This window comes from Anaerolineae bacterium (assembly GCA_035529315.1).
GTDB lineage: Bacteria > Desulfobacterota > Desulfobacteria > Desulfobacterales > ETH-SRB1 > Desulfaltia.
Window position 1 is genome coordinate 30,058 of sequence record DATKWZ010000045.1, and the last position, 11,582, is coordinate 41,639.

Below are 11,582 nucleotides of genomic sequence, written 5' to 3' on the forward strand. Positions count from 1 at the left end.
AGGTATGCAGAGCATAAGAAGTATTCTTGAAAAACGTCATATTGAAGCATCTGCGCCGTGCAGAATCGACATGGGGGGAACCCTGGATATCAGCACATTTTATTATCCGCTCAGGCATCTTTTACCATGCACCTTCAACATAGCGGTGAATTTAAGAACCAGGGTCAGGCTTTTCCCTTATAAAGAAGGGATCATAAAGATTTCTTCAAGGGGTTTTAAAAGCGCAGAATATTCTTCGGACAAAACCCCTTTTAATCATCCTTTAGGGCTTATGTTTGCGATTGCGGCCTATTTTGGGGCTGAAGGCGTACATATTGATATTAACTCGTCATCGCCTCCTCGCAGCGCTCTGGGAGGTTCATCCGCGGCTGCGGTTGCTCTTATTGCGGCGTTTTCAAAGCTCGATCAAAAGCAAACAGCCGGTCTCGGGTCAAGGCAAAAAATTGCGCTGCTTGCGCATGCCCTTGAAGAAAGTGTCGCAGGCGTGCCGTGCGGTCTTCAGGATCAGCTTGCCTCTGTCTATGGAGGAGTTAATGCATGGTATTGGCCGGCTCTAATTAAGGGCTGTTCTTTCAGGAAGAGAACTGTCATCAAGAAAACTTTTCATAAAGACTTAAATAAACATCTCCTTCTTGCCTATTGCGGAATTCCCCATGAATCGAAGAATATTAACACAAGGTGGGTTGAGCAGTTTATTTCCGGCAAATACCGCAAACTCTGGGCAGAGATAATTTTATGCACGCAGAGGTTTGTTGACGCTCTTTTTGAAAGAAACTTTAAAGAAGCCTGCGTTTCAATGAACAGAGAAACAGCTATAAGGAGGAAAATGACTCCCGACGTGCTTGATAAGATGGGGGCAAAGCTCGTTGATTCGGCTGTTAAAAACAGATGCGGCGCAAGATTTACAGGAGCCGGCGGCGGCGGATGTATCTGGGCGATAGGCGAGATTGATGATATTGACAGATTAAAGGATATTTGGGAAAAGACTCTTTTGAGCAGAAAAGAAGCGTATCTGCTTGATGTGGATATTGATTCCAAAGGGTTAGTGGTAGAGGATTAAGGATTAGAGGGTTAGAGGATTAGGGATTAGGCTGAAGACTGTTAGGAAGGGAATAATTTTAAATTAAAAACTCAAAATTATATTTAACACTTAACACCTGATGAATTCGTTTTTTTACGAATTCATCAAATGGTAAATCAAGGGGAATAAATGTATTTTCAGGAAGTAATATTAGCATTGCAGAAGTTCTGGGCGCGCAAAGGATGCACGCTGATTCAGCCTTATGACATTGAGGTCGGCGCGGGAACATTTCACCCTGCAACGCTTCTTAAGGTCCTTGGCCCTGAGCCTTGGAACGCGGCTTATGTCCAGCCTTCCAGGCGTCCCACAGACGGCCGTTATGGAGAAAACCCGAATCGATTGCAGCATTATTATCAGTTCCAGGTAATACTGAAGCCGTCTCCTCTTGATGTGCAGAAAAAGTACCTCCAGAGCTTAAAGGTTCTTGGCATTGATCCTCTTGACCATGACATCAGATTTGTTGAAGATGACTGGGAATCACCTACTCTCGGAGCCTCAGGCCTGGGATGGGAGGTATGGCTGGACGGCATGGAGATCACTCAATTTACCTATTTTCAACTTGCGGGCAGTATCGAACTCCATCCTGTTTCAGTGGAGCTTACTTATGGCCTGGAACGCATTGCCATGTATCTTCAGGGAGTAGATAATGTTTTTGATTTAAAATGGAATGATAAAATATTTTATGGAGATATACATCATCAACAGGAAGTGGAGCAGTCAACATATAATTTCGAAAAGGCGGACGTGGATATGCTTCTGGATCTTTTCAATAAATACGAAAATGAAGCCAGGCAGATGATTAACAGGCCGCTCATTCTTCCAGCTTATGAATATTGCCTGAAATGTTCACACACATTTAACCTTCTCGATGCCCGCGGAGCGATCAGCGTAACAGAGAGAACCGGTTATATCGCACGGATAAGAAATATCGCCAGGGCTTGCGCGGAAGAGTATCTGAAGCAGCGGGAAGCCATGGGTTTTCCATTAATGCGTAATTTTAGCAACCAGGGATAAACATGGACACTTTTTTGCTTGAGATAGGTACAGAGGAGATTCCTGCCGGTTATATTGAACCGGCCTTGAGGAGTCTTTCAGAGCTGATTTTACAAGGCATGGACAATGCGCACATTGAACACGGCAAGGCCAGGATTTTTGGAACGCCGAGAAGGCTTGCGGTTGAAGTTGCGGATGTCGCAGGCAAGCAGAAGCGCCTGGCGGTCGAGATAACAGGACCTCCTGAAAAAATTGCTTTTGATGAAGACAACAGACCGACTCTGGCTGCGAAGAAATTTGCCGAGAAGTTAGGGATCTCTGTCGACAGTTTAACAATCAAGGATACAAAAAAAGGTCGATATTTATGCGCAAAAAAAACAGAGGGGGGCATTGTTGCAAGCACACTTCTTAAAAGCATTTTGCCTGATGTGATTTTGTCAATCCCATTTCCCAAAAAAATGAAATGGGCGGATCTGTCCATTGAGTTTGCAAGACCCATACATTCGATACTGGCTATGCTGGGGGAGAAAGTTATTTCTTTTTCATTGGGAAACATTAAAGCAGGCAGATATACTTTTGGGCACAGATTTGTGAATCCATGCAGAATAAAGCTTTCTTGTGCCGATGAGTATGTTGAAGCCTTGCGTTCAGCAGGTGTGCTGGTTGATCCGGAAGACAGGAAAAAACAGGTAAAATGCCAGATACAGGATGCTGCCAAAGGTTTGGGCGGTTGCGTGCTGCCTGATGAGGAACTTGTTGATATCGTAACCAACCTTGTTGAATATCCGGCTGTTGCAGCAGGTAGTTTTGACAGGGAATTTCTTAAGCTTCCACGTGAGATATTGATTACAGCAATGCGGGAGCACCAGAAATATTTTGCCGTAATTGACAAAGAAAACAATCTGATGCCGAATTTTATTTCAGTGAATAATACATTGGCAAGAGACATGGCGCTGGTTGCAAAGGGGCACGAAAGGGTGCTCAGGGCCAGGCTTAAAGATGCTCAATTCTTTTACAGGAGCGATATGGAGAGCCCTTTTGAAGATTTGGTGGAAAAATTAAAAGGGGTTCTTTTCCAGGCCGGGCTTGGGACAGTGTATGATAAGGTAATGAGGGTTCAAAAACTTGCCGGATATCTGGCAGAGGCTGCAAATTTTGATTCGGAGTTTAAACAAAAGGTATTGAGAGCCGCCTATTTGTGCAAGGCCGATCTTGTCAGCCAGGTTGTTGTTGAGTTTCCAAAGCTGCAGGGGATAATGGGAAGGGTTTATGCCGCTGCCGCCGGAGAACCGGATGCGGTGGCATCTGCGATAGAAGAGTATTATCTGCCCACATATTCAGGAGGACGACTTCCTGAAACGGAAACAGGCGCAATTTTAGCCATTGCCGACAAGATTGATTCCATTTGCGGTTGTTTTATAACAGGGTTGATTCCGACCGGCGCTTCTGATCCATATGCTCTTCGGCGTCAGGGGATAGGCATTGTTCAGATAATGCTTGATAAGGATTTTTCATTTCAATTGAGCCGGGTGATTGAAGAGAGCGTAAGATTATTCGGCAAGCAAAATAATGATGAAAGCAAGGAAATTTCCAGCAGGGTTTATATCTTTTTGCAAAACAGGATTGCCAATCTTTTATCTGAGCAAGGATTTTTAAAAGATGTTATAGCAGCCGCTGTTTCTGTTTCCGTGGATAATGTGCCTGATGTCTGGAGCAGAGCGAGCGCTTTGCAAAAACTTAAAGCCAAGCCTGATTTTGAACCATTAGCTGTTGCTTTTAAGCGCGTTGTCAATATAATAAAAAAAGCCGGTCATGTTGAAGCAAAAGATGTTGATGAAAGTCTGTTTGAGTATGAATGCGAAGCTGTTTTATTTGCTGATTATAAAAAAACCAAGAAAAAGGTATTGGATGATCTTGGCAAGGGATTATTTGAACAAGCCCTTTTTGATATAGCCTTGTTGCGTGATTCTGTTGATGCTTTTTTTGACGGGGCAATGGTAATGGCGGAAGATTCGAGCATTCGAAACAACAGGCTTTCACTGTTAAAACAGATTGAAAAACTCTTTAGATTGTTTGCCGATTTTTCAAAAATTTCAACCAGCGCTGTTTCTCTTTAACCTTTTTAACTTATTAAAAAATATGTAATAATTTAGGTTTATGAAACAGACCATATTTATATTGAGCTTCAGGTGTGATCAAATTTAAATTAGAAAACTGTTTGAGCATATTAGAGATCGTTAAGAAAGAGCTCAATATAAAATACTATATTTGTCCGGCTGTTTGCTTAAATTACTATAATTTATTTAGAGCTATGGCCGGTTCTTTCTTTACGATTTCTTATATGCGAGTTTTTTCTGGTTTTAATTTGATTATACCTGAAGCGGACATATTCTCAAAAAACTAAAACATTAAGGTTTACAAACATGAGATTATTATCATCATCCGTATCTATCACAAGATACAAGGTAAGGGGAAAGATTGAAGGCCCTCTTATCAAGACAATTATGGACGGGCTTAACAAGAACTCCATTACAGAAATTGATGACCAGCCAATGGAAAAAGCAGCTGGATGGACCTCTTTTGACAACCCGTATATGCCTGATTTTGAAACCTCATCCTGTGTTATAGGCGCTCATTTTGTATTTTCACTGCGGATTGACAAAAAAAATATTCCTTCAAAAATTATTAAAAAATATTATACCCTTGAGATGGCCAAAAGGCTGGCTGAAAGCGGGAGGGAAGACCTGTCTCGAAATGAAAAAAAAGAGATAAGGGAACATGTTGCCAACGCTCTTAGTCTTCGCATTCCGGCGACTCCGAATATTTACGATATCATCTGGAATTATGAGGGGTCCTCTTTATGGTTTTTTTCCAATCAAAAAGCTGCCAACGAAGACCTTGAAACACTTTTTTCAAAATCTTTCAGGCTAACACTAATCAGGCTTTTTCCCTATACAATGGCCGATCTTGCGTCCGGAATTACGGATAAAGAGCGCGACCTTTTATCAACTATTTCTCCGACAAAATTCATGGATTAAATTATGTTAGATGTTTCAGTTGCATACAACAGGTACAAATTTCTGGGGCATGAATTTTTAACATGGCTCTGGTTTGTTATGGACGTGGACCCAGCCTGCATGCTTAAAGCAGAAAGCGATATGGTTTCACTTGAAGTCGACAACCGTATTGTTCTTGAAAAGAGCTTTGATAACAGGATCGAAAACATCAGAATAAAAGGGGATGAAGCCGGCTTTGAGGAAGCAAAGCTTTCTCTTAAAAAGGGCGGAGTCGTCACTGAACTGAATTTTTCTTTAAAAATCGGGGATCACGAATGGAAATTTAACATTAAAGGTGAAAGCCTTAATATCTCGTCATTAAAATCGCCTGAAACCGGAAAGATTGAAAAAAAGGAAGATATTGAAGGGGCTGTTATTGAAAAGATATACCTTTATGAAAAGGTGGTTTTACTGGTCGAAAATCTTTATAAACAGTTTGTCCGGATAAGGATTTCAAGCAAATGGGAGAATGAAACCATCCCTTTAATCAAAAAATGGATCAAATCCTGAAACTTTTGTTAAACCCGCTGTTTTTGTCCCCTTTTTTTTATGGAACTGTTAGACAAACTTAAAAGATTTTTTGATCTTTCCTCGTTCCGCCCGGGCCAGGAAGAGGTGGTTAGAGCGGTTCTGGAAGAGAGAGACGCCCTGGTGGTCATGCCTACCGGAGGAGGGAAATCGCTTTGCTACCAGCTTCCTGCCTTAATCCGTGATGGAACAGCCCTTGTGGTTTCTCCCCTTATCGCCTTAATGAAAGATCAGGTGGATGTTCTCCAAAAAAGAGGGATCGCCGCATCATTCATCAATTCCACCATCCCCTGGTCAAAGCAAAAACAGGTGCTTGAAAAACTTGAAGCAGGAGACTTAAAGCTTTTGTATGTTGCTCCTGAACGGTTTCGCCAGAAGGAATTTCTGCACTCTCTTTCTATTTCCAAAATCAGCTTTGTGGCAATAGATGAAGCACATTGTATCTCCCAGTGGGGGCACGATTTTCGCCCTGATTACCTGCGATTAGGGGGAGTCCTGCAACGCATAGGACAATACCGGATTCTTGCTGCCACCGCTACTGCCACTGAATCGGTTATATTAGATATCATCTCCTGCCTTCATCTTAAGAATTGTCGACAGTTTGTAACAGGGTTTTATCGCAACAACCTGCAATTGAAAGTAGCTCTTTGTGCAAATAAAAAGGAGAAAGAAGGGGTTCTTGTGTCAGCCCTTGCAGAAGAGAAACTTCCCGCAATTGTATATTGCGCTACGAGAAAAGGTGTGGATGAAGTGGTAACCCTGTTGAAAGATCGAGCGCATTCTGTATCAGGATACCATGCAGGCATGGACGATGAAACGCGAAATAGTGTGCAGGAACGATTTATGTCAGGACGCTCTGAAATAATTGTGGCAACTAATGCTTTTGGGATGGGAATTGATAAATTAAACATACGCCAGGTTATCCACTACCAGTTTCCAGGCTCCATGGAATCGTATTATCAGGAGATAGGAAGAGCAGGAAGGGATGGAGAAAAATCAACATGCACCCTCCTTTTTTCCATGGCTGATAACTATATCCAGGAATTCTTTATTGATATGAACTATCCTTTGCCGGAAACAGTTGAAGATGTTTTTGACTTTTTAAAGGGTACGGGGAAAGACTATCTGAGCGTCGGAAATAATGAAATTGCTGAAACAATCAGCTCTGCTCAGAGCGCCGGACAGGTGGGAATCGTCATAAAAATGCTGGAGCGGGCCGGTTTCCTGGAAAGGCTCTATTCCGGGAGTCGACTCTGTTTTGTTGCCGCAGGCGTGGAAAGCCCGAGAGGGCCTGTTCAAAAAAAGATATTTGACGTTGTGGCAAAAATCGCGGGATCTAAAGGAAAAGAGGTTTCAATTAATTTTCTGACAAAAACCACCGGCCTTGAAAAACCAGCGCTTCTTAGAGGTCTTAGATCACTTTCAGCAGATGGATTGATAACATATATACCACCGGCCGCGGGTCGTGACCTCAAGATAGTGCGTCCCCAGGCGACCTTTGAGGAGTTGAAAATAGACTTTGAACTCCTTGAGAAAAGAAAACACAGTGATCTGGAAAAACTCAAAGAGGTGGTAGCTTACGGGTATTTTGGGGGGTGCAGATGGGATTTTCTCCTCTCCTATTTCGGAGACGACAGCGCAACAGACCAGTGCGGGTCCTGCGACAACTGTATTCAAAGAAAGGTGAAAAGGACTGATACAAACAAGGGTGAAGAGGGAACAATAATCCTTAAAATATTGAGCTGCGTGGCGCGTATGCAGGGCAGGTTCGGCCGGACACGTGTTGCCCAGGTCCTTACCGGAGCTGAGAGGAAATGGATAACCTCGCAGAGAATGAATCGACTTTCCACATACGGCCTGCTTCCTGATTTCACACAGGAAGAGGTTCTTGATCTTATTGACCAGTTAGACAGGCAGGGATGTTTTGTTCGCAAAGGAGATCATCTTTATCCGACTATAAGTCTCAGCGAAAAAGGGATCAGGGTGATGAAAAAAGAAGAAGAGGCTTGTGTCAATCTGCCGGAAATCAAAAAACCTGTGAAGACCGCGGCAGAGGTAGCCACCGATTTTTCTCCTGAGCTCTATGAGCTGTTGCGTAAAAAAAGAGAAAAGCTTGGGACGGCACGAGGGATCCCATTGTTCCTGGTAGTCTCAAACCGGACACTGAAAGAGATGGCGGCATCGGCGCCAAAAAGCATGGCTGAACTTCTCCAGGTGCACGGAATCGGGCCGGCTAAAATAGAAAAATACGGACAGGCTTTTTTAGATGTAATTTTAAAATATTGTGATACAGTAAATTAGGGATAACATTTTAGCTTTTTCAAAACATTACCGCTCCAGCTATAATTAAATTTTTTACTGAAAAAACTCGTAGATAACGGCTCGTAATGAAAGAACCTGCCCGGGCCATTAATAAAGGTTTTTGTTTTAAGAAAATGTTTCATCTTTGAATCAAATTGCTTATGGTTCTTTCATAACGATCCATAATCTACTCAAACAGTTTCCAGTATAAAATTTAATCATAACTGAAGCTCGTTTAAAATCGATTTGTTTCAACGGGCTAAATTGACACACAATTTTTAGTTTATAAAAGGAGAATATTATGGCTTTTGATCCTGATAAGGATAAGATTTTAAAGAAGTGGCAATGCGAAGACACAGGACTTGTTGTTTCTATCAACCAGTATGGCAACGGCCAGCCGAAACTTCAGATAGGCCCAAGAATACTGAAAAAACAGGATGGTTCGGAGAGGGCGCCTGTCAAGGCCGGGCGCCTTGCCATTGAAGATTTGATGTGGTTTTATGAAATTATTGATGAATTAAAGGATGAGCTCACCCGGCTGGCACAGCCGGAATAATTGCTCTGGATTGAGTGATATATATGCCCATGACCAAAGATGGCGCAATTGTCAGGCCTGTAAGAGGAAAAAAATCTCCGCAACTTGGTGATTATGCCGTGATGGTAGCCAGTGAATCTGATATGCGTATGTTTTGCGGCAAGAAGAATTTACAAAAAGATCGTTTCATAAAGCTGTTTATGAGCAGGTTATATGTCGATGACGGGCAAACTGAAAACTTTGCGCTTGTGGGCCCGTTTATCGGCGCTCCATATGCGGCAATGATTCTTGAAACATTAATTGCCTGGGGCGCGCTAAAAATTTTGTTTGTTGGTTGGTGCGGAGCGGTTTCCCCTGATGTCAAGATCGGAGACATTATTATTCCAACAGGCGCTATTATTGATGAAGGAACGTCAAGACACTATAATAAGGGGGAGAACTTTTGTGCCAGGCCGCAGGGCCATATAACCGAAAAAATAAAGGAAGCTTTAAGTCAAAGGGGCATCTGTTTTCACACAGGCCTTGTCTGGTCTACCGACGCTGTTTACAGGGAGACCTGCGAAAAGGTTAAGTATTATCAAGGCAAGGATGCATTGGCGGTTGATATGGAGCTATCAGCTTTTTTTACTGTGGGAAGCTTTCGGGAAGTTGAGGTCGGAGCGGTTCTTGTTGTTTCCGATGAAATATCAACCTCTAAACATGTAGCCGGATTTAGCAGGCAATGTTTTAAAAAAAGCCGCGGGGATGTATGCGAAGCAATAAGCAGCATGTGTCTCAGGAAAACAATATAAGTCTTACAGCTAAAGCCAATAAAACAAACAATGAAAGACATTGATGCGGACATAGTTGATAAGGTTAACGCGTTAAGAAAAGCGCTTCACAGGCATAATTACCTGTATTATGTTTTGGACAATCCTGAAGTATCTGATGCGGAATATGACAGGATGATGCTGGAATTGACAGCGCTTGAAGAAGTATGGCCTGAACTTTATGATCCGGATTCTCCTACCTCACGGGTCGGTGCGCCGCCATTGAGCCGGTTTAAAACTATTGCCCATTCCATTCCCATGTTAAGCCTTGGAAACGCATTTGCTGATTCAAATATAATTGATTTTGATCGTCGCGTCAGGAAAATTTTAGAGATTGACGATAAAATACTTTATACCGTAGAGCCCAAGCTGGACGGCCTTGCCGTGGAACTTGTATATGAAAATGGTAAACTGATTGTTGCATCTACCCGTGGCGACGGCATTAACGGTGAGGTGATAACAACAAATGTCAGAACCATACGATCTGTGCCTCTTTTGCTTCAGGATACAGGAAAGCGGAATATGCCGCTGCGCCTTGAGGTAAGAGGGGAGGTATTTATCAGTCATGAGGGATTCAGAAGCCTGAATGAAGAGCAGCTCAACCAAAACCTGCCTTTATTTGCAAATCCGAGAAATGCCGCTGCCGGATCTTTAAGACAGCTCGATTCAAGTATAACCGCAAAGCGTCCGCTGGAAATTTTTTTCTATGGTGTGGGTGAATTTACAGATTTAGAGTTAAAATCACAACGGGAAACGCTTCAGGCATTGCAGGAACTTGGATTGAGGATTAATCCCCTTATCAGGGGCGAGGTTACAATAGAAGAGGCACTTGACTATTACAAGGTGCTTGAGGACAAGAGGCATCGTTTGCCGTATGATATCGACGGCATGGTGATAAAGGTTGACAACCTTTCTTTGCAAACAAAGCTGGCCACGACATCCCGAAGCCCCAGGTGGGCAATAGCGTATAAGTTTAAGGCAATGCAGGAGACCACCTGTGTGCTGAATATTGATGTGCAGGTCGGCAGGACAGGTGTGCTGACGCCGGTTGCGCATCTCCAGCCGGTTAATGTCGGCGGAGCCATGGTCAGGCGTGCGACACTTCATAATGAGGATGAGATTGAGCGAAAGGATATCAGGATAGGGGATACGGTTCTTGTCCAGCGGGCAGGGGATGTGATCCCGGAAGTTGTTAAGGTGATTGAATCAAAGCGCACCGGTTTAGAGAAAATCTTTCATATGCCGCTAAACTGCCCTGTTTGTGGTTCAGCAGTTATCCGTGCTAAAGGTGAAACCGCTACCAGGTGTATAAATGCAACATGTCTTGCGCAGCTTAAAGAGCGCATCAAGCATTTTTCATCAAAAGGGGCTTTTGATATAGATGGGTTGGGGGACAAACTTGTTGAGCAGTTGGTGGACAAGGGCCTGCTTGCCTCGTATGCCGATATTTTTCATCTAAACGCAGTCAGTATTGAAGGCATGGAACGCATGGCAGCAAAATCTGCGGGAAAGCTTATTCGCGCAATTGAAAAAAGCAAAAACATTAAATTCAATTGCTTCCTTTACGCGCTTGGAATCCGGCATGTGGGCGAACATGTGGCTAAAATACTTGCAGAAGAATTTAAAAACCTGGATAATCTTTTAGCTGCAACAAAAGAGCAGATAGAGTCGGTTGAAGGAGCGGGCTCTGTGATTGCTGAAAGTGTCGTCAATTTTTTCAAACACAATACAAATCGTGAGGTAATAAACCGTATTCTTGACAGCAATGTATGTATCCTCTTCCATGCCCACGAAAAAGAGAGAACCCTTGAAAATAAAGTGTTTGTTTTAACAGGTACGCTTGAAGATTTGACAAGGGATCAGACAAAAGAAATGATCGAGGCCGCAGGTGGAAGAGTAAGCGGTTCTGTGAGCAGAAACACGGATTACCTGGTGGCCGGAAGCTCTCCGGGATCCAAGTTAAGCCTGGCAAAGGATCTTGGCGTTGAGATTATTGATCAGGCAACCCTTCTGAAGATGTTAAGCATGTGAGGTTATATGTTTCTCCTATTCTAACCACAGATTATTTCCCGGAGGTGTGGAAATACCTTATGAGGAACTCTCCCTGTCCGATCAGATCAAACAAACCCAATCAGAGATCAAAAAAAGGAACTGCCACTATATACGAAGCAGCATTCGGCTACAAAGGAGCTTTCCGCAAGGTAGATATTTCTTCTCATAAAGGTAAAAAAAGATGGTAGATCTGTGATGTCAAGAGTTCAACGGGCATGAAGGACGTG

General features: G+C 43.1%; 9 protein-coding genes. All 9 read left to right on the forward strand.

The genetic code is table 11. From position 1 onward, the window contains the following. Positions 1-4: 4 nt before the first annotated feature. The 9 genes from VMW78_08595 (at position 5) to ligA (ending at position 11,334) form a co-directional block, all read left to right on the forward strand. Positions 5-1,060, forward strand: a complete 1,056-nt coding sequence (locus VMW78_08595) for a galactokinase (GenBank protein HUV51060.1) — start codon at positions 5-7, stop codon at positions 1,058-1,060. 150 nt (positions 1,061-1,210) lie between these two features. Next, complete coding sequence (gene glyQ / locus VMW78_08600; protein ID HUV51061.1) at positions 1,211-2,095, forward strand: glycine--tRNA ligase subunit alpha; 885 nt, start codon at positions 1,211-1,213, stop codon at positions 2,093-2,095. Positions 2,096-2,097: 2 nt separating this feature from the next. Then, positions 2,098-4,191, forward strand: a complete 2,094-nt coding sequence (gene glyS / locus VMW78_08605) for a glycine--tRNA ligase subunit beta (protein HUV51062.1) — start codon at positions 2,098-2,100, stop codon at positions 4,189-4,191. Positions 4,192-4,497: 306 nt separating this feature from the next. Beyond that, positions 4,498-5,112 carry a recombination-associated protein RdgC gene (gene rdgC, locus VMW78_08610; GenBank protein HUV51063.1) on the forward strand — a complete coding sequence of 205 codons (615 nt, stop codon included), beginning with the start codon at positions 4,498-4,500 and terminating at the stop codon, positions 5,110-5,112. Positions 5,113-5,115: 3 nt separating this feature from the next. Next, the gene (locus VMW78_08615; protein HUV51064.1) at positions 5,116-5,640 is read left to right on the forward strand and encodes a hypothetical protein; all 525 of its coding nucleotides are present in this window, start codon (positions 5,116-5,118) and stop codon (positions 5,638-5,640) included. A gap of 39 nt (positions 5,641-5,679) precedes the next feature. Continuing rightward, a complete protein-coding gene (locus tag VMW78_08620; protein HUV51065.1) occupies positions 5,680-7,959 on the forward strand; it encodes an ATP-dependent DNA helicase RecQ in 2,280 nt (759 codons plus the stop codon). Positions 7,960-8,260: 301 nt separating this feature from the next. Then, positions 8,261-8,515, forward strand: a complete 255-nt coding sequence (locus VMW78_08625) for a hypothetical protein (GenBank protein ID HUV51066.1) — start codon at positions 8,261-8,263, stop codon at positions 8,513-8,515. A 23-nt stretch (positions 8,516-8,538) separates the two neighbouring features. Then, positions 8,539-9,285 carry a nucleoside phosphorylase gene (locus tag VMW78_08630; protein ID HUV51067.1) on the forward strand — a complete coding sequence of 249 codons (747 nt, stop codon included), beginning with the start codon at positions 8,539-8,541 and terminating at the stop codon, positions 9,283-9,285. Positions 9,286-9,315: 30 nt separating this feature from the next. Continuing rightward, on the forward strand, positions 9,316-11,334 hold the full coding sequence (gene ligA, locus VMW78_08635; GenBank protein ID HUV51068.1) for an NAD-dependent DNA ligase LigA: 2,019 nt from the start codon (positions 9,316-9,318) through the stop codon (positions 11,332-11,334). Positions 11,335-11,582: the final 248 nt, after the last annotated feature.

Excerpts from the sequence above, each read along its gene's own strand:
- VMW78_08630 (HUV51067.1), top strand. The coding sequence starts at position 8,539 with ATGCCCATGACCAAAGATGGCGCAATTGTCAGGCCTGTAAGAGGAAAA.
- VMW78_08625 (HUV51066.1), top strand. The coding sequence starts at position 8,261 with ATGGCTTTTGATCCTGATAAGGATAAGATTTTAAAGAAGTGGCAATGC.
- rdgC (HUV51063.1), top strand. The coding sequence starts at position 4,498 with ATGAGATTATTATCATCATCCGTATCTATCACAAGATACAAGGTAAGG.
- glyS (HUV51062.1), top strand. The coding sequence starts at position 2,098 with ATGGACACTTTTTTGCTTGAGATAGGTACAGAGGAGATTCCTGCCGGT.
- VMW78_08595 (HUV51060.1), top strand. The coding sequence starts at position 5 with ATGCAGAGCATAAGAAGTATTCTTGAAAAACGTCATATTGAAGCATCT.
- glyQ (HUV51061.1), top strand. The coding sequence starts at position 1,211 with ATGTATTTTCAGGAAGTAATATTAGCATTGCAGAAGTTCTGGGCGCGC.
- VMW78_08620 (HUV51065.1), top strand. The coding sequence starts at position 5,680 with ATGGAACTGTTAGACAAACTTAAAAGATTTTTTGATCTTTCCTCGTTC.
- VMW78_08615 (HUV51064.1), top strand. The coding sequence starts at position 5,116 with ATGTTAGATGTTTCAGTTGCATACAACAGGTACAAATTTCTGGGGCAT.
- ligA (HUV51068.1), top strand. The coding sequence starts at position 9,316 with ATGAAAGACATTGATGCGGACATAGTTGATAAGGTTAACGCGTTAAGA.